The 21,362-nt window shown below is 45.4% G+C and carries 16 protein-coding genes; 7 read left to right on the top strand and 9 right to left on the bottom strand.

What is annotated here, in order from left to right; genetic code table 11:
* Positions 1–110 precede the first annotated feature (110 nt).
* A complete protein-coding gene (locus ED652_RS13925; protein ID WP_122055206.1) occupies positions 111–2,255 on the top strand; it encodes a GGDEF domain-containing protein in 2,145 nt (714 codons plus the stop codon).
* A 135-nt stretch (positions 2,256–2,390) separates the two neighbouring features.
* Here the strand turns inward: ED652_RS13925 and ED652_RS13930 are convergent, their stop codons facing one another.
* The 8 genes from ED652_RS13930 to ED652_RS13965 form a co-directional block, all read right to left on the bottom strand.
* A complete protein-coding gene (locus ED652_RS13930) occupies positions 2,391–4,070 on the bottom strand; it encodes a BatD family protein (protein WP_122055207.1) in 1,680 nt (559 codons plus the stop codon).
* Positions 4,071–4,072: 2 nt separating this feature from the next.
* Complete coding sequence (locus ED652_RS13935; protein WP_122055208.1) at positions 4,073–5,986, bottom strand: VWA domain-containing protein; 1,914 nt, start codon at positions 5,984–5,986, stop codon at positions 4,073–4,075.
* The gene (locus tag ED652_RS13940; RefSeq protein ID WP_122055209.1) at positions 5,979–6,971 is read right to left on the bottom strand and encodes a VWA domain-containing protein; all 993 of its coding nucleotides are present in this window, start codon (positions 6,969–6,971) and stop codon (positions 5,979–5,981) included. Before ED652_RS13940 ends, ED652_RS13935 begins: the two co-directional genes overlap by 8 nt.
* Positions 6,964–7,449, bottom strand: a complete 486-nt coding sequence (locus ED652_RS13945) for a DUF4381 domain-containing protein (RefSeq protein WP_122055210.1) — start codon at positions 7,447–7,449, stop codon at positions 6,964–6,966. Before ED652_RS13945 ends, ED652_RS13940 begins: the two co-directional genes overlap by 8 nt.
* Entirely contained in the window at positions 7,446–8,372 is a 927-nt protein-coding gene (locus ED652_RS13950; RefSeq protein ID WP_122055211.1) for a DUF58 domain-containing protein, read from the bottom strand. Before ED652_RS13950 ends, ED652_RS13945 begins: the two co-directional genes overlap by 4 nt.
* A 10-nt stretch (positions 8,373–8,382) precedes the next feature.
* A complete protein-coding gene (locus ED652_RS13955) occupies positions 8,383–9,339 on the bottom strand; it encodes a MoxR family ATPase (protein ID WP_017081852.1) in 957 nt (318 codons plus the stop codon).
* Positions 9,340–9,504: 165 nt separating this feature from the next.
* Positions 9,505–10,215 (bottom strand): hypothetical protein, encoded by a 711-nt coding sequence (locus ED652_RS13960; RefSeq protein WP_226974843.1) that lies wholly within the window; start codon positions 10,213–10,215, stop codon positions 9,505–9,507.
* Between the two features lie 96 nt (positions 10,216–10,311).
* Positions 10,312–11,685: a hypothetical protein gene (locus ED652_RS13965; protein ID WP_102312621.1), complete on the bottom strand. Its 1,374-nt coding sequence runs from the start codon at positions 11,683–11,685 to the stop codon at positions 10,312–10,314.
* A gap of 112 nt (positions 11,686–11,797) precedes the next feature.
* On the opposite strand from ED652_RS13965, the gene ED652_RS13970 reads away from it, so the two are divergent.
* From ED652_RS13970 to ED652_RS13980, 3 genes are all read left to right on the top strand, one after another.
* Positions 11,798–12,541, top strand: a complete 744-nt coding sequence (locus ED652_RS13970) for a Crp/Fnr family transcriptional regulator (protein WP_122055212.1) — start codon at positions 11,798–11,800, stop codon at positions 12,539–12,541.
* A 240-nt stretch (positions 12,542–12,781) separates the two neighbouring features.
* A complete protein-coding gene (locus tag ED652_RS13975) occupies positions 12,782–14,698 on the top strand; it encodes a methyl-accepting chemotaxis protein (RefSeq protein ID WP_122055213.1) in 1,917 nt (638 codons plus the stop codon).
* A 224-nt stretch (positions 14,699–14,922) separates the two neighbouring features.
* Entirely contained in the window at positions 14,923–15,123 is a 201-nt protein-coding gene (locus tag ED652_RS13980) for a hypothetical protein (RefSeq protein WP_017091765.1), read from the top strand.
* A 230-nt stretch (positions 15,124–15,353) separates the two neighbouring features.
* Here the strand turns inward: ED652_RS13980 and malK are convergent, their stop codons facing one another.
* The gene (gene malK / locus ED652_RS13985; RefSeq protein ID WP_010431455.1) at positions 15,354–16,466 is read right to left on the bottom strand and encodes a maltose/maltodextrin ABC transporter ATP-binding protein MalK; all 1,113 of its coding nucleotides are present in this window, start codon (positions 16,464–16,466) and stop codon (positions 15,354–15,356) included.
* A 665-nt stretch (positions 16,467–17,131) separates the two neighbouring features.
* Between malK and malE the strand changes: the two genes are divergently transcribed.
* From malE to malG, 3 genes are all read left to right on the top strand, one after another.
* Positions 17,132–18,316 carry a maltose/maltodextrin ABC transporter substrate-binding protein MalE gene (gene malE / locus ED652_RS13990; RefSeq protein WP_122055214.1) on the top strand — a complete coding sequence of 395 codons (1,185 nt, stop codon included), beginning with the start codon at positions 17,132–17,134 and terminating at the stop codon, positions 18,314–18,316.
* Between the two features lie 81 nt (positions 18,317–18,397).
* The gene (malF, locus tag ED652_RS13995; RefSeq protein WP_122055215.1) at positions 18,398–19,969 is read left to right on the top strand and encodes a maltose ABC transporter permease MalF; all 1,572 of its coding nucleotides are present in this window, start codon (positions 18,398–18,400) and stop codon (positions 19,967–19,969) included.
* A gap of 11 nt (positions 19,970–19,980) precedes the next feature.
* On the top strand, positions 19,981–20,871 hold the full coding sequence (gene malG, locus ED652_RS14000) for a maltose ABC transporter permease MalG (RefSeq protein WP_065111468.1): 891 nt from the start codon (positions 19,981–19,983) through the stop codon (positions 20,869–20,871).
* Positions 20,872–21,362: the final 491 nt, after the last annotated feature.

The raw sequence follows: 21,362 nt of genomic DNA on the forward strand, positions 1-21,362 counted from the left end.
TGTAAAAAGTGAAATTGCGACCCACTTAACATCTCATTTTTAGTTACATTGATTGCATATCAATGCTTCGGTATTTTTGCTTCACTCTCATTCGCCAATGGACGGAAGCTGTGCCTGTTAAAGCCTTTGCAAAACAAATATCTGCTACTCGCGACCACCGTCTGTTGGCAGAATCTCTATTTGATTACCTTGTTGAGGTGCTTACTCCGAAAGGAATAGGAATATTTGCTGAGCCGATACCGGAAAGTGAGTCGTTGCCGCTATTTTATTTTGGTGAGGTGACGTCTCTTTCAAGCTATCCCAAGACCTTCTGGCCTTGGGTGTCGCAGTTCGACACGGCTGATGGTGTCTTGCCAATGGCCATCAATACCTGTAAATGGGATCACATGGAGGTGTTGGGTGGTGAGTCGTTTATCATGATGCTAGACAACGCGCCTGCCTGTAGAACTTATTTAATTGTCCAAAATTGCAATGCAGAAAAGATCAGCCAAACCTTCGATCAAGGACTCGATGTTCTTCAATTAGCGGCAGCACGTTGGCAATGCATTCGTGCAGAAAAGAACGCTGCGCTGGAGATCAAATACAGAGACACACGTGAAGCGCAGTATCTTGATGAGATAAAGCTACGTGAGCTATTTGTAGAGAACATGAAGTTGGTTCATCAGGTTGCGTTAGAGCTTTCTAATCCTGAGTCGTTGGATGCGTTGTATAAAGCGTCAGTAGAAGCCGTACGGGACCGTCTAGGCTTTGACCGTGCGATTTTCATGTTACTTGATATGAAAAAGCGCTGTTTTAGCGGCACTTACGGTACTGATGAGGCCGGTAGAACCAACAGCGAACATCATACCCAGTACGACTTGCATCAACTCGAAGCGGAATACATCGAAGCGTTGTCAGACAATCACACCAACTTGGTTATTATCGAACAGGCGCCTCTCTACACCGAAGGAAAAGTAGTAGGGCAGGGCTGGAATGGAATGTTGATCTTACGTGAAGGTGATAAACCCGTGGGTTGGATTGCAATGGATAACTACATTCACCGTTCACCAATTACTAATTACCAAAAGCAGATGCTTGAATCCTTTGGTTCTCTGCTTTCTCAGATCTACATCCGCAAACGGCAAGAACAGAACATCCGTATGTTGCACTCAAGTATGGTGGAATTGTCTCGCTGCGATAGCGTAAGCGAAGTCTGTAAATCTGCGGTCAGTTTTGCTATTCAGCACTTAGGGATAGACCGATTAGCGGTTTTTTTAACAGATAAAAGCTGCAGTTACATGCAAGGCACGTGGGGCACGGACATAAAAGGCGACATTGTTGATGAGTCCTATTACCGCTCTGAGTTGGTGGAACGTGACATTGTAGCAGCAGCTCGCGCTTGTCCCAATCAAGTCGCCTTTGAAGAGTCGGTGCCTATCTATCACGATTTTAATATTGTGGGAGTCGGTTGGACGGCGATGACGATGCTCACCACTAATACGGGTGAGCCGATTGCGTTTATAGCCGCGGACAATTTGTTAACTCGCAGCCCTTTAACGTCACAACTGCGTGAAGTGATACGTATCTTCGCTTCTAGTTTAGCTGAGGTGCTACAGAGAACCATGGCGCAAGAGGAGCTCAAAAAGCTTAATGAGACGCTCGAGCAAGAGGTCAGTAAGCGCACTCAAGAACTTGAAAGAGCCAATGAGCAGTTGGATATCATCTCTAAATTAGACCCGTTAACACGTCTTGGAAATCGGCGTATGTTGTCGCAGGTGTTAGATGATCTAAATTGCGACGATCAAGGGGCGTTTGCCATACAACATGAAGTTACATTCGGATTGATCCTCGTCGACCTTGATCATTTTGGTTTGTACAACACGGTTTATGGGCATACAGAAGGTGACGCTGCTCTGCGCACCATCGGCAAGATACTCAATGCCCATGTTCATAGCGATAAGGAAACCTTTTGTCGTATTGGTGGCGAGGAGTTTATGTTGTTGATGATCGGCACTCATCACTCTGAAACTAAACAGCGTGCAGAGTCGATCAGAAAATGCATTGAAGAGGCGAAGATCCTTCATTGTGAAAGCAGCACTAGCCAGTATTTAACCGCATCTGTCGGTTATGCTTCAATCACCTCTGATCAGCGTCAATTCGATTTCGATCTACTGTATGGCAAGGCAGACAAAGCTTTGTATCAAGCAAAAGACTCAGGGCGAAATCGAATTGTTTCTGCTCTAAAGCGAAGAAAGGTCGCGACGCCACTGATTTAATCTGGCGTTTATTTTTCCCTATATCAAAAACGACTGAAGCCGTGATGATCACAATGTGGTCATCACGGCTTCGTTCTTTTTTTGACTTAGATTTTCTGCTTAATTAGCTTTCTGCTTACTTAGAACGCTGGTTAATTAAAGCCTTTCTAATGTGCTCTTGTGTGCTTCATTCGAGATGCGTTTTGGTTTCTTAACCGCTTTGATTACCTCAGAAGGATCCCATGACTGACTTGGTGAGCCAGCTTCAGCATAGAGGCTCTGATTTAGCTTGGTGAGCTCAGCTTCGAACACTTCTATTGTCTCGTCACTCAAGTCTGGATTTTCTGCTTTCCATTGCTCAAACAAGGTTCTCGTCTTCACACCGTCTTTCATTTTCAGAGCGGCAATAAGCGCTTCTGCCGTATCGGATTGACGTTCATCTTTTTGTTTTGGTTTTACTGCTGTACCGCGGCGTGACCAAAAGTAGAAAGCAACCGCAGAGCTGATTAACCATAATGCTGCAAACAGCGCTGTTAGATAAGGCCACACTCCTGGTTTTTCAACGGTAACAATTGTCGGGCTAGCTTGTTGGGCTGGCGGTGCTGTGACTGGTGATGTGCTAGATGTCGCACGGTCACTTGCCTGAACCGACAACTCAAGACCAAGAGCTTTACTGATTTCTTGTGATTGTGAGTCAGTGTTAAACCAAGCTTGAGAAACATCAGGAAGCGAGATATTTCCAGCCTCTTTCGGAATCAAGACTTGCTTGTAAACAACGACAGCATCACCGGATTGAGTGGTGCCAAATTGCGGTTTTTCTTCATAAACACGTACCGTTTTAGGGTAGGTGATATTCAGTTTCGGCAGTTGGTGCTGCGTTAAGTTGCTAGCCGTCATAGTAATGGTACGAGTTAACGAGTCACCGGCTTCCATTTCAATCTTCTGTTTGTCGTCACCTAAAGTATTACCATCCGTCAGTTCATTGCCTTGGCTATCTGACCATTTCTGAATCAACTTGAAGTTCGATGTTGGTAACCACTCACCTTGATAGCCTTTTGGTACAGGATTCACTGTGACATCTAAGGTTTCAACAGGCGTGTCGAGCTGGAAAAGGCGCGTTGTGCTTGAGTTGTTGGTTGAGTAAACAACGGCACCGGTTAACTTTGGCCCTTGAAGCTGAAATTGTCCTGCTTGCTGTGACGATATATGGAAAGATTGCTGAACAACCGTGACTTCTTGTCCGTTGATAACATCTTGAAATTGCTTAGATTCTCCAATCGGTTCTACGTCTAATTGCGCTGAACTTGGTGGTGCAATTTTAGGATCTTGCAGTCTTCTAGGATCAGCCTTAATGATGAGTTTTACATCAAGCTCCGCGACCTCTTGAGGGTATAGCGAGTCTTTACTCAGATTAAGTTGAAACTCGGCCATATCACTCTGCTTTGGAGCGGCTTTATTAACCGCAACGTTGATGGTGATCGGCTTAGTTTTAGCGCCTTCAATATCAAAGCTAGGAATATCTAATCGGCCTAATCGAAGTGGGGCAAGGGTAATATTCCACTCGCTAGACACAGTGCGGCTACCATTGACGATTCGCATCGATGACCCAAAGCTTGGGGTGCCGACGTAGAAATTCTTCTGAAGGGAGGTCAGGTCTAAAGCACCGGACGATACTTTTTCATCGGTCGCCACTCTAAGTAGGAAGACTTCATCTTTGGTAACACTGTTTTGCGAAACACTCGCCACAGCGGTCGCTGCGAATACAGAGTGTGACGAGAAAACACCGATTAGCAGTGTCAGTAGCATTGATAAAAATGGCTTGTTTAAAAATCGCATGGTTACCACTTTTTGTTTTGGTTGTTAGGAGCACTTTTTTGTCGTGCTTGTAGAATCATTTGCGCTTTAAGCAATTGGCTCGGATCACGAGCGCTTTCTACTTGCTCAAGTTTTCGCATATCAGGATCGCTCGACATAGGTTGACCTGATACTTGTGCTGCAGCTTGTTGAGCGTTGTTATCAGTGTCTTCCTTAGCAGCCTCTTGTGCTTGGGCTGCCTGAGATACTGAGTCACCCTTGTCCTGTGGCTGTTTATCTGCTTGATCCGCTTTGTTTTGTTGCACAGCTTGCTTGTCGTTTTCTTCATCCGCCTTGGAATCAGGGCGGCTATCACCTTGGCTTTGGTCAGTGTTCTGAGCTTGGCTTTCACTTTGATCTTGTTTGTTGCTTTGATCTTGGCGGCCGCTTTGGTCTTGCGACTTCCCATTGTCAGCTGAGCTTTGTTGATCCTGCGAGCTTTGCGAAGAATCATTTTGCTGACCTTGCTGACCTTGCTGACCTTGCTGGTCTTGTTCATTTTGGTCTTTGGACTCAGAATCGTCTTGCTGTTGCTGTTGCTGTTGCTGTTGCTGTTGCTGTTGCTGCTTCTGAGCCTGTTCGACAATCTCAAGGTTCTTCTTCGCATAAGCATGTTCAGGGTTGCTTTCGAGAATGCGTTGATACTCTTTTATCGCTTGGTCGTACTTACCTTGCTTTGCTTGTGCATTGGCGAGGTTGTAGCGAGCATCTTCGCCAGAAAGACCTTGTAGTGTCTGTTCGGCCGCTTCGAAATCACCGGCTTTGTATTGCGCAATGCCTTTCCATTCTTGCTGTTCGAATTGTTCTGCGGCTTGTTGAAAGTCCTCATCTTGATATAACTGATAGCCCACTTGGTCATCGGTTTTCCAAGGATTTGCAAATGCAGTATTCGGTTGGCTGAACGAGACAAGTACAGCTAGGCCACACCAAATGACCCCTTTTCGAAATAGCCCAAGTGCAGGAAGTAACAGAAACGGCAATAACCAGAAACCGTTGTTCACTCTGGTGTTGAGCGAGTTATTGGTTTTAGTCACTTCTGATGTTGTCGTAACTCGGTCGAGGTAATTTGCGATGTGTTCAACGTCTGAGTTATCAAATTGAACTTCAGTGAACGTGCCACCAGAGCGACGAGTCAGGTCGCGCATATTGCCTACGTTGGTTTTCGCAACCACGGTTTGTCCTGAGTCGGTCTGTAACATCGAACCTGTAGGTAACGAGATCGGCGCGCCACTTTCCGTACCTACAGCCAAGACTGATAACGTCCAATTACTACCAGAGAGTAGTGAGTCGATATCTTTCTTCTCTTGACCATCAATATCATCAGCAATCAGTACCAGATCGCCTTTATAGATATGAGCACGAGTCATCATCTCAATCGCAAGCTTAACTGCCGATGCTGCATTGCCGCCTTGGAAGGGCATGATATCTGGTGATAGGTTGGGTACGAGGTTCTTGATAGTGTTGATGTCAGATGTTAGCGGACTGATGGTGTAAGCATCTCCGGCGTATGCCACCATTCCCGTTAGGCCTTCTTTCCAGAGTGATAGTAGATCCAAAGCCTTGTATCGCGCCTGTGTTAAACGGTTCGGCTTAATATCAGTGGCATACATAGACATCGACATATCCATGATCACAACTCGCGCCTGTGTTTTTTCAAAGCTTGGCTGTTCATTTTTTTCAAAGCTTGGACCGGCCAATGCGATGACACCGACCAACCACCAAACACCGAAATAAGTGCTGCGGTTTTTCGAGGGTTTGTTCGATTCAGGAGCCAAATAACGGGCGATGTGTGACGCCAATAACCCTTGCTTGGATTGTCTCTTGCTAAGCCACCAAATAGCGGGCAGCACGGCAAGAGCCAAGAACCAATATGGGTAGATAAAAGTAAAGTTAGACATTGTTTCTCCTAATGGCTAACAGCATAAATGCGAAGAACATTGCCGCAGACAGAGGCCAGACAAACCACTCTTGTTGTGGTCGCCAGATCTTAGTGGCATTCGTCACGGGCTCTAACTGGTTGATGGTGTCGTAAATCGTTGCCAGCTCTTTGCTGTCTCGCGCTCGGAAGTACTGACCGCCAGTGCGTTTAGCGATTTCCATTAGAGTACGCTCATCCAAGTCTTGAGCAGTATTGACCTTACGAGTCATGAAGAACTCTTTGACCATCATTTCCCCCGCACCGACACCCACGGTGTAAATTGTGGCGTTGTATTTCTTTGCAATATACGCCGCTTCAAGTGGATCTAATACGCCCGCGGTATTACTGCCGTCACTGAGTAGAATCATTACACGCTGAGGAGCGTCGCTGTCGACAAAGGTTTTGGTGGCAAGGCCGATACCATCACCGATCGCAGTTTGAGTACCGATAAGCTTTAACACCGCTTGATTGAGCTGTTGTGAAAGCGTGTCTCTATCTAACGTCAGTGGCGTCTGCAAATAGGCGTGATCAGCAAATAGCACCAATCCGACTCGGTCGCCTTTTCGTCGCTCAATAAAGTCACTCAATACATGTTTCACCGCAGATAAGCGATCGATGTATTCGCCATTGAATTGCATGTCTTCTTGGCTCATCGAGTAGGAGAGGTCGACAACCAACATCAAATCACGGTGTTTCGGCTGAAACTCAACCGGTTCACCGTACCAAACTGGGCGTGCCATGGCCGTTACCAATAAAAGCCAGATGATGACCGACAACGCCTTAGGTAAGCGACTGCTCGGCGTTTTGGTATTGTTGTCCTCGGGCAGAAATGGAAGCCTTAGGGCATTGTTCGATTCCGCCTTAGGAGAGAACAAGTAAACGAGAACCGGCAGTGGCGCGAGGAAAAACATCCACCACCAAACGAATTCAATATTTAGTAAGCTCGTGTTTAAAAGATCAGTCATAACGACCTCGCTTTGGAGGAAGGGCTTTACGAAGCCAGATTTCGCAGTCATTAACCAATTGCTGTTGAGCCTTTTTCTGTTCGTCGCTCATTAAGGCTGTATCTTGGTAGAGCGCTTGTTGCCATTGCGATTGTTTTGCGGCGAATAACGGCTTCGCCAATTGCGCATCTAAGAACGCCAACCAATCATCGCCAGATAAGCCTGCCACTTTTTCGCGTGGGAAATAGCTTAGTGCTGCCTGACGAACGATGTCTTGAGCTGCACTCGGAGACAGGGTATTTGAAGGCTGACTATTACGAAAGCAAGCAAGTGCTTCGTTCTTCGCGTATTGGTTCTTTTGTCTCCGTTTTACAATGAAAAATACTATGGCGATCAGAACGATGGCCGTGATAATGATTAACCACCAACCCCATGCCAATGGCCACCATGACGGTGCGCTTGGCGTAATAATCGGACTCAAGTCGAGAGGTTGATTCATGACTGAACTCCTGATACTTGGCTCATTAACGATTGCGCACAAGACAATGAACTGTATGGGATCGCCAGAGAAAGGCTCATTTGCATCAGTTGTTGTTGCTTCTGATCAAATGCGTGACTTAGCTTTTCCTTTTCCTTGCTTGATGAAAAGTTAAACCATTGCGTTTCATTGCCGTCGGTGATCTGTTTTGAACCTTTGAAAGCAGTGACACCTTGCTCTAATGGATCGTAAAAATGCACCAAGCGAACTCGATTATGTCGACGTATTTGATTGATAAGTGAGTAATTACTTTCGTTATAACGGACGAAATCACTGAGCATAATGATATCGCTTCCTTTCGGGCAAAGCTGGTGAAGAGACTTCAGCCCATGTTCTAAGGTTGTGTCGCTGTAATTGTCTGAGTTGGTCAGCGCTGCGTTATTGATTTCTATGACTTTTTGCAAAATACGCAACGGAGCGTGGTTGCTAGCACTGGGTTTAATCTCAATGATCTCTTGGCCAGTATCTATCACTGCGCCAATACGGTCTTTTTGAGCGACGGTTAACCAGCAAAGTTGGCTGGCAAAGTGCGCGAGCTGAACGGATTTAAGCAACAAGGTTGAGCCGAAAATCATACTGCTCGATAGATCTAAGAACAAAATCACAGGCTGTTCTCTTTCTTCAGAAAACAGTTTGGTGTGCGCCTTGCCTGTTCTCGCCGTGACGCGCCAATCAATGCTGCGGATATCATCACCCGCTTGATATTGACGAACCTCAGAGAAGTTCATCCCGCGACCTTTACGATTGCTCTCGTGTTGACCGTTTAGTTGCGACCACAGGCTCTTGGCTGGAGGCAACCAGCGAACAGACTGCGCTTTGTATTGCAGCAGTTCATCCAGATTTAACGTGACACCGTCACTATGGTTGGGTAATTGATTCTTCATGCGCTTATCCCTATGCGCTACCAACCAACGAGATAAGGTGTGCGATCACTTGGTTTGCAGTGACCCCTTCAGCTTGTGCGTGGTAGCTACGAAGCAGGCGGTGACGTAATACCGGGAATGCCATAGCTTGAACATCTTGTGGGGTAACATAGTCGCGGCCAGCAAGCCAAGCGTGAGCGCGGGCACAACGGTCTAACGCGATGGTTGCACGCGGGCTAACACCCATGTCTAACCATTGATCAAGCTGGTCGCTATATTGCTTAGGTTGGCGCGTCGCCATTACCAATCTGATGATGTACTGCTCAATGGTGTCTGCCATGTGAATGTTGAGCACTTCTTGGCGAGCTTCAAAGATCGTTTGCTGAGATATCTCTTGTGGCTGAACAGATTCGTTGCCTTGAGCTTCGCCTCGGTTCAGGCGCAAGATCTCCAGCTCACTTTCCATGTCTGGATAAGCCACTTCTAAATGCAGCAAGAAACGGTCTAATTGAGCTTCCGGCAGCGGGTAAGTACCTTCTTGCTCAATCGGGTTTTGCGTTGCCATCACCAAAAACAGATCAGGCAGAGCATAGGTTTTTCGACCTGCGGTCACCTGCTTCTCAGCCATAGCTTCTAGCATTGCGGCTTGCACTTTCGCCGGAGCACGGTTGATCTCATCCGCTAGAATAAGCGAGTTAAAAATCGGGCCAGATTGGAAGGTGAACTCTCCCGTTTCTGGACGGAAAATATCGGTACCAGTTAGGTCTGCAGGCAATAGATCGGGGGTAAATTGAATACGATGAAAATCTCCCTCGACACAGTCAGCTAGCGATTTTACTGCGCGGGTTTTTGCCAACCCCGGAGGCCCTTCAACAAGGATATGACCATCTGCCAGTAAGGCGATCATCAGTTGTTTTACGAGCTCTTGCTGACCAATGATTTGAGACTCTAGGTAGTTTTGAAGGATTTCGAAGTTATTTTTATGCATTTTTGGACTCTCTGGGGGCCATTTGATTCTTATTTTGAGTATTGGTCACTTATTAATAGGAAAAAGTTCCAGTACATCTACGTAATTTATTTTTCCAAAAATGGAATGATTTACAAGTGTTTAGCCAAAGTACAGTTAAGCCCAACGGTTTTACCATAGTCAGACTTAAAAGGCGTGCTTTAGTGTTAACCAAAAATTGTCGTCTTCATCGGTATTTATCGCCATGCTCGTTTCCTTAGTAATGTTGTGCCCCACTTGAGTGACGAGTTCAAACAAGCGAATCTTTCGTCCATTTATGCTGTAGGTATATTGAGGTACCAAATTGACGAACCAGTCGTCGGCGACTTGCCAGCGAATAAAGGTATACAAGGTCACAATTGATGTATCTGGAAACAGCGTCTTTCGAGCTTGCTTGTCGTCTGTCCACGTTTCGCCATATAGAAGGGCAGGGTTAATCCTAAGTTTGTCTGAGAGAGGGATTATTTGGATGGCACCAACAGAAGCTCGGTTAACGGGAATCGCATTGGCATTGTTGCGCTGCATATCGACAAACAACCCCGTCCCACTCTGTTTATAGATCGAAAAGTGGCGTAGATGTAGAGTTTCAAAGTCGTCTTTAAATTGAATGAAGCTGTTGTGACCGAATGCACTGTCGGGGCTATTGAATCCAAATTGCGCGATGGCACCATATCCGTTAGTCCCTGTTCGTATTCCCAGAAATGAGCTCAGCGCGGTAGGATCGTCTAGGTCTTCTATTTGTCCTTGTCCTTGCTCTTGCTCTGGTTTTCGTTCTGGTTCGAGTTCTTCTGTATGTGCTGCTTGTGATGTAAAAAGAAAAGAGATGATCGACAACAGGGGTAGTAGTTTGAGTAGCATGGCAACCTCAGAAAATTGATGGTATTCGGTCATAGATGGCAGGCGGGGAACCTGCCATTTCGTAGGTTTATTAATGGGTTATTCAGATGGAGAGTATTACCCCGAACAAGGAATCATGAGCTCGAAGTTGTTGGTCGTGGTGTAGAAGGTTCTTGGGTAGTATTCCCCCATCACCGGGGCGATATCTTTATCTTGCTGGATGTTTTGTATGGCGTGGCTAAACTCCGGCGCTGCGAGCATGTGACGGATTTGAACAATCGATGCGTCTTCATCAATAATGCCATCACCATCGTCTGCCATTGGTAACCAACCTACACCACATTGGGCAAAAGCGTTACGTGGTCTGTCGGCAGCGCGGCTCACGGCGACAGTGTAATAGCCGTCCTTGTCCACCGGAATCGCTTCATCGTAAAGGCAGTCGTTGACTTTGGTTACAGCGAAGCCTTTGTTCGAGCAGACCGACCAGTAACGGAGGTCACCTTTGGTCATTTTTTTAACGCCATGGAAAGTTTTTGGTGTAACGGGAGCCTTGGCTCTGAGGACAAATACAGGGCCATGTTTGCGATTAACGACGGTTCTAATGTAGTTGTTATCAAGATTTGGGTAGAAGCCACCCGTACTTCGTCTCGCTTCAGGATTGATTTTCCCTGTGTAAATACCTAACAAGCTTTCTCGGTCGAGCTGAATGTGCCAAGTCGATGGATTGGTTGCGGGGAAACCTGCGGGCTTGTTGGGTTGTGTAACCAACTCACGATACTTCTCGACTGGGATTCCCAGGGCATTTAATTGAGCTTTTAACGGTTGCGCACTTTGCAGAGAATCACACGCTTGTTGTCCGCGAAGTTCCTTTCCTGAAGCAAGCGTGACGACTGGCTGCGGTAATGCTGTATTCCCAGTGCCATCACTGTTTTCGTCTTTTGCGTAGATGCGGTAGATGATCACCTGCTGATTAGCTGAAGATTTTGGTGTATGCAGTTCATCCATTTCTGCGCCATCACGTATTTGGCCTGCGGTGTAATCGGTTTTTGGTTGAGCGTTGAGAATATTGACTTGGTAGCTCCTAAGAACGCTGTCACGCTGACTGCCTTCTCTGAAAGGGTTCACGCTGCTTTGGCTGGGTTTTATCATGTAGTCGGGTAAAGATTGTACCGGTCTTCCACGGTCATCATAGCTAATGAACGACATGTAGCGAGAATGTGGGAATTGCCCTTCTAATTTTAGCTTGGCACCATCAGGTACAGTAAAAGCTGCTCCCCAATATTTTACCGCAGCATCGGGGTAGGCAACGTTAATGTATGGGTCTGCAGAGACCGGACCATAACGGAAGAAACAGGTTCTTTCACCGGGGATCCCCTCAAATTTATCGTTGGCTACTGAGACTGTACTCCAGCTAGCGCAGGTAATTAAAACTGTTGCTATCGAGCCTTTAAAGAGCCAACGGCTCAATGTGTTTACGCATGGCATTTGCATTCTTGAATCCTCATTTCACGACCTTGTGGTTTTTCCTAGCTTTTTTATTCGATTAATTGTTAGTCTGTATTTAACAATTAATTAACAAGCTATCAGGGGTTGGATGAGAACAATGTGTAAAATCTTACATTCTAATTTCGTTCCTACGATGAGTAGTGAAGAACAACATTCGATGCTTGAGCTGGTGTTAAGACATGATCCCACGCTAAATCAGCTAGATCCGAAAGCCGTTGAAGAGATAGTCGGTGCTGCAAGAATTGAAGCCTATAAGGTTCCGACTTTGCTCAATTCCGCCTATACCGCTGTCGATACCATGCGCCTTGTGGTTAAGGGACATATCGAACTGATGAGTTACAGTGAAAGTGGTGATGAGGCGTGCATTGCCATGCTAGGCCCAAACAGCTGGCTGACATGGATAGGCTGTTTTGATGAACAACCGACCAACCATAACTTCTACTCATCTTCTGATGCGATTGTCGTGGCTATTCCTGTCAAAAAAATGAGAGATATCGCTGACCGTTATCCAGAACTCTATAAAATTGCAATTCGTGAAATCAGCTTTCGATTCCGGCTGTTGATGGAGTGGACGACAGAATCTGTACTGCTTAAAAATGAATTTCGCGTTGCTAAGTTACTGTTATTAGTCAGTCGTTCAAATGGGATGCCGAACGAACTCAATCCGATCTTATATACCCAAGATAAGTTGGCGCATCTGTCTAGGTGTACCCGTCAAACACTCAGCCGCTCTCTCCAACAATTGGCGAAAGAAGGCATGATTGAAATAGGTTATCGCCGCATTGATATCATTAATGAGGACAAACTTAATGCCTTTATATCTGAAGGGTTAGCGTGTTAAGCATCATTAAATAACCCAAGCGAATGCTAATAAGATAATAATATTGACCTCGATAATCTTTATCCCAAGAGAAAATGATTGAGTCGTTACATCATATTTGCAGTTTTTTGAGAGAAAAGTCTCTAGTTATATTGGTTTTAGCCGATACATAACTCAGATTGTGCATTGCTGATTGGAGTGCACTAAAAAGTCCTGTTCAGGGTACATAAATAAAGAGCGATTCTTTTTAAAGGTCCAAATATGTTGAAAACTAACTCTCTGAGTATTAAGCAAAAGGTTGTACTTGGAATTACTTTTGCGGTTCTGGCTTCTACGGTCATCGTAGGTGCGATGGCGCAACAACAAGCAAGAGATGTATTGAGCCATCGATTGGTTGATATTGAGCTTCCTGGAATGCTTGAGCGAATCAACGGTGAAATAGATCGTGAAGTCTCTCAGCTGTTGTTGGCAGCGGAGCAAATTGCTTCGAATGAATTCATTTCTGACGCTATCGACTCGACTGAACGTGATGCGGATATTGAGAATAAGCTAGTTAAACAACTGAATAACGTGCGTAACCAATACCAGTTAAACGATGCATCGGTTGCCAACCGTGAAACAGCTTACTACTGGAATCAAGATGGTTTCTTACGCCAGCTAAACCAACAACAAGATGGTTGGTTCTTCGGTTTTACTCAGTCAGGCCAGCCAACTATGGTGAGCATGTTCCAAGAAGCCAATGGTGAAGTGAAGATGTTTGCCAACTACCAACAGCCTTCTGGTTTGGCGATGTCAGGTCTATCAAAATCGATGGATGACATGGTTAACCTGCTGAACGGTTTCAAGATTGAAAATACAGGCTTTGTATTTTTGACCGATAGCCAAGGTGATGTACAAATTCACCGTGAGCGCTCACGCAGTGATTCGTCACTTCAACAACTTTACGGCCCTCAAGCTAGTCAGCTATTGAACAAGTCGGGTTTCAACCTAATTACCACCGAAAGCCAAGGACAAGAGCTATTCGTCGCGAGCCTTTATGTGTCGTCAATGGACTGGTTCGTTATTGGTGTGGTACCAACTGATGAAGTGTTTGCTGAGCTCGATGCGACGGCACAAAAGATGTTGATCATGACGGCTGTCGTGGCTTTAGTCTTTATCTTAATGGGCGTAGTGCTAGCAAACAGCATCACTCAACCGATTAAACTTCTGGCTAAGCGATTTGGTGACCTTGGCGAAGGTGATGGCGATCTGGCGCAGCGTATTGAAGTCAAAGGCAACGATGAAATCGCACAGCTTTCAAAGGGCTTTAACGGATTCATTGAAAAGATTCACGAGTCGATGAAAGAAGTATGCTCGACAAGCCAAGCGCTTCAAGTGGCGGCAGAGAGTGTTTCTAACAAAGCACACATCACTCACGACAATAGCCAAGAGCAACGCGATCAAACCCTTCAAGTGGTGGCTGCGATTAATCAAATGGGTATGACCATCAGTGAGATTGCATCAAACGCGGCGACAGCAGCAGAAACAGCCACGCAAGCTTCTGGTAATACTGAAGTGGGTCGTTCTGTGGTAAACAAAGCAAAAGACGCGATCAGTCGTTTGGCTCAAGATATCGAAAGCACGGGCCAAGTGGTTGAACAGCTTGCTTCAACAACTCAAGATATCGGTTCTATTCTGGGTGTTATCCGTGATATTTCAGAGCAAACTAACTTACTCGCATTGAACGCAGCGATTGAAGCAGCACGTGCCGGTGAACAAGGTCGTGGCTTTGCTGTGGTAGCCGATGAAGTTCGTAACCTCGCAAGTCGTACAGCAGATTCGACGGAAGAGATTCAGAAGATGATCAACCAACTGCAAAGCGATGCGAAAGACGCTGTATCTGCAATGAGTGCGGGTAAAGTGATCACGCTTGAAGGTGTATCAGCATCGGACGAAGCGGTAGACGTACTGGGTGGTATTTCAGACCGCATCGTTGACATCACCGACCGTAACACACAAGTGGCAACCGCAACGGAAGAGCAATCAACCGTAGTTCACACCATCAACCAGAACATTGAAGAGATCAACGCGATCAACGAAGTGACGACAGGTACGGCCGAGCAACTTGCTGAAGCAAGCCAAGAGCTTCGCGACCTGTCTTCTCGCCTAGATAAGATGGTTGGCTCGTTTAAGCTGTAATCTCTTTAAGCTTTAAATCCTTTAAGCTGTAGCATGGCTTAGAAAGGGGCATTGATGAAGAGCTGGATTCATTTAATCGTGAATCCAGCTCTTTTTATTTACGGGCCTGTTTTCTTCTAACTGGCCTTAGCTTGATCTGGTTTCGGGCTTTGCACTTAATCGCTCTAGCATCACAGAGCGTAAATGAGTAAAATCTCATGAGGTTTAATATTTAGGTAAGTATCATGAGCGATTTTGAAAAAGAACTAGAGCAGATGACTCAAGAGATGGGCGATGAGCCAGAAGTACAACTGCCATCAATTGAAGAGCAAAAAGCGATCGTTGCTGAATTTAAGCGACTAGAAGCGGAAGGCAAACTAACACCAGAAGTGTTAGAAAAGCATTTTGGCCAGTTCAACAAAACAAGTGATACGCCAATCCACTAAGTTTCAGTAGAGCTAATCTATATCGTTAGATAGGGTGGCTTTTAGTACAAACAGATAAAGGTCTAGCATCCGCTAGGCCTTTTTTATTGCCGCTCGAAAAAGCTAACTGAGCTGTACGAAAAGTTAAACAATCAAAGTGAAAGTAGTTGGCGCCTTTAAACAAAAAAATCCCCCTTACTTGGTAAGAGGGATTCGATATGGGCAAGTTATATCTTAAAAAGGCGAACCGATTAGTCGGTGCCGTACTCTTTGTACAAGCGACGACATGCTCGACCATCGCTATGGAACAAGTGACAACGGTGCGCAGGAATACCAATCGCTAGCTTGTCACCAGACTCAATCGTTAACGTGTCTGGTTGACGGTAGATAACATCAGCATCAGCACTTTCGAGGTTTAGGTAAACCTGAGTTTCGTTACCTAGTTTCTCGACCATCATCACTTCAGCTTCAATCGTCGCGTCACCTGTTTCAGCAGACAACAAGTGTTCAGGACGAACACCCAGAGACATACGGTCACCAGCATTGACAGTGGTACCATCTACCGGGATCCAGAAAGTCATGCCGTTTGAAAGTTGTACCAATACGCGTTCTGCTTCAGCTTGCTCGATGTGAACAGACATAAAGTTCATCTTCGGCGAGCCAATAAAGCCAGCAACGAAACGGTTCTGAGGGTAGTGGTAAAGATCAAGCGGCTTACCGACTTGAGATACATAACCGCCATCAAGAACTACGATCTTATCGGCCATTGTCATCGCTTCCACTTGGTCGTGGGTAACGTAGATCATGGTGCAACCTAGTTGACGCTGTAGCTTAGTGATTTGTGAACGCATTTGAACACGCAAAGCAGCATCAAGGTTAGATAGAGGTTCATCAAGTAGGAATACGTTTGGTTGAGAAACCAGAGTACGACCGATAGCAACACGTTGACGTTGACCACCAGATAGGGCTTTAGGCTGACGCTCAAGAAGGTGACCAAGCTGAAGGATTTCTGCAGCATGTTCAACACGCTTATCAATTTCAGCTTTGTTAGCGTTCGCTAGCTTCAGGCCGAAAGACATGTTGTCGTAAAGGTTAAGGTGAGGGTAAAGCGCGTAAGATTGGAATACCATACCTACGCCACGCTTTGAAGGCTCAACGTCATTCATGCGTTGGTCGCCAATGTACAAATCACCAGACGTAATGTCTTCTAGACCTGCGATACAGCGTAATAGCGTCGATTTACCACAACCTGATGGTCCAACGAATACTACGAACTCACCTTCGTTGATGTCTAAGGTTACGTCCTTAGAAATCTGTACATCACCATATGATTTATAAACGTTTTTTAACGTGACACTCGCCATCTAGCTAGTCCTCGATCGATCAAATTTTAAGTTTTACTGCTTATCATTATAAGAAATTTTTGGGTCAGCAGTAACTGTAGGAATTGGTAAGTATTGAATGAGTAAGAAAAAAGTGGGTGAGACTTGGATTCTTTAACCAAGCCCACCCGTCATAGCCAAACTGGTGCCTATTTCCCCCACATCCAGCTAAATCTCCCCCGTGATTCAATCACAGATTTAGCTCGATGCTTAATAAAGACAACAGCGGGCAGTGAAGCCAACTAAATGAACAATGCTTCAACGCAAAACATTCGTTGGTAAAGGGTTCTTACTATCCACTCTTGGATGGATGCAGTTTCGGTGAATTGGCACAATCGTACATCCTCCTAGTGAAAATTTAACGAGGGGGAGTAGGAGGGGAGGAGTAGGTTAATGGGGTTATTGGTAATTGGCGATCCAGTTCAAATAAATACACGCCTCAACAGTGATGTTGATCACGATGAATATGCATTTTGTGATTTTGGTCTCTAATCTGACCGGATGGCGATCACGAAATTAAGCCATAATAGCTGGGGCGTAGTGGCTAGGATGATGAGCTGAAGCCCGTTTTCTCAGATCATAACCTCCGAAAACTGGCACGTCTTAATTGAATGCGCCCTACGTATAAATATAAAAAGGATATTGACATGAAAAACGCTCTAAGCGCTGTAGCTCTAGGCACAATCGTTGCTCTGGGTTCTTTTGGTGCAAACGCTGCTATCGAAGAAGGTCAACTAACTATTTGGGTTGGTGGCGACAAAGCTTATGAAGGAATGGCTGAAGTAGGTAAACGCTTTGAAGAAGATACTGGTGTGAAAGTAACGGTAGCCTTTCCTGACAAACTAGAAGAGAAGTTCTCTCAAGTTGCAGCGGCTGGCGATGGCCCAGACATGATTTTCTACGCACACGACCGTTTTGGTGGCTTTGCAGAAGCCGGTCTTCTTGCTGATATCAAACCTTCTAAGGAAACTAAAGAAGGTATCGTAGATTTCGCATGGGACGCTGTTTCATACGAAGGTAAAACAATTGCTTACCCAGTAGCGGTTGAGTCAGTTTCTCTAATTTACAACAAAGCACTTGTTCCTAACCCACCTAAGTCTTGGGAAGAAATCCCAGCACTTAACGCTGAGCTTCAAAAAGACGGCAAGAAAGCGATCATGTGGCCTCTACGTGGCGGCGCTTACTTCACATGGCCTCTACTTGCAGCTGACGGCGGTTACGCATTCAAACAAACTGCTGAAGGTTACGACATTAAAGATGCGGGCGTAGCGGCTGAAGGTGTTCAGAAGTCTCTAGGTTTCATCGAGAAAATGGTACAAGACAAAGTTATCTCTGCAGACATGGATTACTCAGTTGCTGAGTCTGAATTCGTTGCGGGTAACGTTGCAATGACAATCAACGGCCCTTGGGGCTGGGCAAACATCGAGAAAGCTGGCGTTGACTACGGCGTAGCAACACTGCCTAAGTTTAACGGTAAAGCGTCTAAGCCTTTCGTTGGTGTGTGGGCAGGTGGTATCAGCACTGCTTCTCCAAACCGCGACCTAGCTGTTGAGTTCATGGAAAACTACCTACTAACAGACGAAGGCATGAAGAGCCTGAATGACGACAAGCCACTAGGCGCTGTTGCTCTTAACTCTTTCCAACGTCAACTAGACAGCGACACTCGTATTGCAGCAACAATGGACAACGCGATGAACGGCGAAATCATGCCTAACATCCCTCAGTTCACAACGTTCTGGTACAGCATGGAAGAAGCGATCGGCAACGTAGTTGACGGCCGTCAAACAGTAGACCAAGCACTAAAAGCTGCTGAAGGTCGCATGACTAAGTAACAACCAAGCACTACCTTTTAAGGAGAGGGTAACCTCTCCTTACTTTTCTATTTTTTATCTATATCGCTAGCAGGTTCCTCTATGCAGTCAGTTCAAGGTACAGATGCTATCCCAGCACCATCAAGCCTTCCAGGCAGTAAAAGCGTCTTCATCAAATGGGGGTTGCTTGGTAGCGTTGGCTTAATTAACGGCTACGCTACAATTCTAATGTATTCACGCGGTGAGCTCGCTTTTGCGCTGCTTACTGTGATTTTAACGGCTTTGGCACTTTACATTTTTGGCAGTAAGAAAACTTACGCCCACCGTTATATTTATCCAGGTATTGCCGGAATGATCTTGTTCATTCTCTTCCCGTTGGCATATACCGTTGGACTTGCGTTCACTAACTACAGCGCAAAAAACCAACTGTCTCTTGAGCGTACTCAAACCGTTCTTTTAGATCGTTCTTTTCAAAGCGGTGAAAGCTACCCATTCACTTTGTACAAGACAGATAATGGTCACCAGATCGTGGTTAAAGATGGTAACCAACTGTTAGCAACTGACGTATTTTCTCTTGACGGTATGACTGCAACAGAAATGAATCTGTCTGTGGTTGAGTCTGCACAAGGTGAGAAAGAAAAGATTAAAGCGATCATCCAAAACCGCGCGGCGATTAGTGGTGTAGATTTCCACCTGCCAAATGGTGATGATATTCGTATGAGTGGCTTACGTAAGTTTGCTGCTGTTGCTCCGCTTTACACTCTTCAAGATGATGGCGAGACTTTATACAACAATGAGTCAGGTGAAACACTTAAGCCAAATATGGAAGTGGGCTTCTATCAGCCAGTGGATGAAAACGGCGCATTTATCGGTAACACCATCTCTCCGGGATTTGTTGTCGAAATCGGCACTCATAACTTTGAACGTGTATGGAAAGATGACGGTATCAAAGAGCCTTTTATTAGCATCTTTATTTGGACAGTGGTGTTCTCCATCCTTACCGTTGCATTTACGTTGGCAATTGGCTTAATTCTGGCGAACATCGTGCAGTGGGAAGAGTTAAAAGGCAGAGCTGTTTACCGTGTCTTGCTTATCTTGCCTTACGCAGTACCTGCATTTATCTCAATCCTGATTTTTAAAGGTTTATTTAACCAGAGCTTCGGTGAAATAAACATGGTGTTAGAAAGCATCTTTGGTTTAAGCCCAAACTGGTTCTCTGATCCTATCTTAGCGAAAAGCATGGTATTGATTGTAAACACGTGGCTAGGCTTCCCTTACATGATGATTCTATGTATGGGTCTGCTTAAAGCGATTCCTGAAGATTTGTATGAAGCTTCAGCGATTGATGGTGCGAACTTTATTCACAACTTCAAACGTATTACGTTCCCATTGATGATTAAGCCGCTGACACCGCTATTGATTGCAGCGTTTGCCTTTAACTTCAATAACTTTGTAATGATTCAACTATTGACGAATGGTGGCCCGAACATGATTGGCACCTCAGAGCCAGCGGGTTACACAGACTTGCTTGTAAGCTACACCTACCGAATCGCATTCGAAGGCGGCGGCGGTCAAGACTTTGGTCTAGCAAGTGCGATCGCAACGCTTATTTTCCTATTGGTTGGTGCTCTAGCATTACTCAACCTTCGTTTTACTAAACTGACTCAAGATTAAGGAGCACGACAATGGCTATGGTACAAGGTAAAGGCCTTAAATACCGATTGTGGGCAACGCATATTGCGCTGTGGTGCTTCTTAGCGCTAATTATCTTCCCACTACTGATGATTATTGCGATTTCGTTCCGCGAGGGTAACTTTGCAACAGGTAGCTTGATTCCAGACAATCCATCTTTGGAACACTGGAAACTGGCTCTAGGAATGTCAGTCACTAACGCTGACGGCTCAGTGACTCCACCTCCATTCCCAGTACTGACTTGGTTATGGAACTCAATAAAAGTAGCAGGTATTACGTCTATTCTTATTGTATCGCTGTCTACGACGTCGGCTTATGCATTCGCTCGTATGCGCTTTAAAGGTAAAGAAACTATCCTGAAAGCGATGATGATTTTCCAAATGTTCCCAGCGGTACTTGCTCTTGTGGCTATCTACGCGTTGTTCGACAAACTTGGTCAATACATTCCGTTCCTAGGTTTGAACACGCACGGTGGTTTGATTTTCTCGTACTTGGGTGGTATTGCACTGCACGTTTGGACGATTAAAGGGTACTTTGAGACGATTGATAACTCTTTGGAAGAGGCGGCAGCACTTGATGGCGCAACGCCTTGGCAAGCATTCAGATTGGTTCTACTGCCATTGTCGGTGCCAATCCTTGCGGTTGTGTTTATTCTATCTTTCATTGGTGTTGTTGGTGAGGTACCAGTTGCTTCAATCCTATTATCGGATGTGAACTCTTACACGCTAGCGGTAGGTATGCAGCAATACCTATACCCTCAGAACTACCTATGGGGCGACTTCGCGGCAGCGGCTGTACTTTCAGCACTTCCGATTACTATCGTGTTCTTACTTGCTCAACGTTGGTTAGTTGGCGGTTTGACGGCAGGTGGTGTAAAAGGATAAGCTGTACCCTATAAGAAAGACAAAGAGCGACCTTATAGGTCGCTCTGTATTGGCATTTTTATTACATCATTTGGTTTGGCCGCCGATCAGTAATAAAAATAACCCTCAGGTTACGCATAGCTGGCTACTAATCAGGTTCCTTACGCTATTAATGATTAGTGGTTTTTGTAACTCTAACCCAGGTATTTACTTGGGTTTTTTTATGCCTGCTACTTTTTGCTTTCTATTTGGTCTTTGTTTTATCTGTCAATTTTTGTGCTTATAGCTGCTTTAGCCATTAAAGCTTCGAGCCATTTATCTCCTGAATCTCACCTGTCTCATTCTTCTTACTTGAAGACATGAACGAGTCTCACAAATCAGACACTCAGTATAAAGGGCGGTTGGCCTATTGATATATTGCTAATAATCCAATGCGTGATACTTCAATGATTTGCGTGCAACAAATACAGAAGTTACAGAGAAAATGTATATAGAGGCAGTCGGTAGCTGTG

Origin of the sequence: Vibrio sp. Evd11 (assembly GCF_900382755.1) — a bacterium.
Taxonomy (GTDB): domain Bacteria; phylum Pseudomonadota; class Gammaproteobacteria; order Enterobacterales; family Vibrionaceae; genus Vibrio; species Vibrio lentus.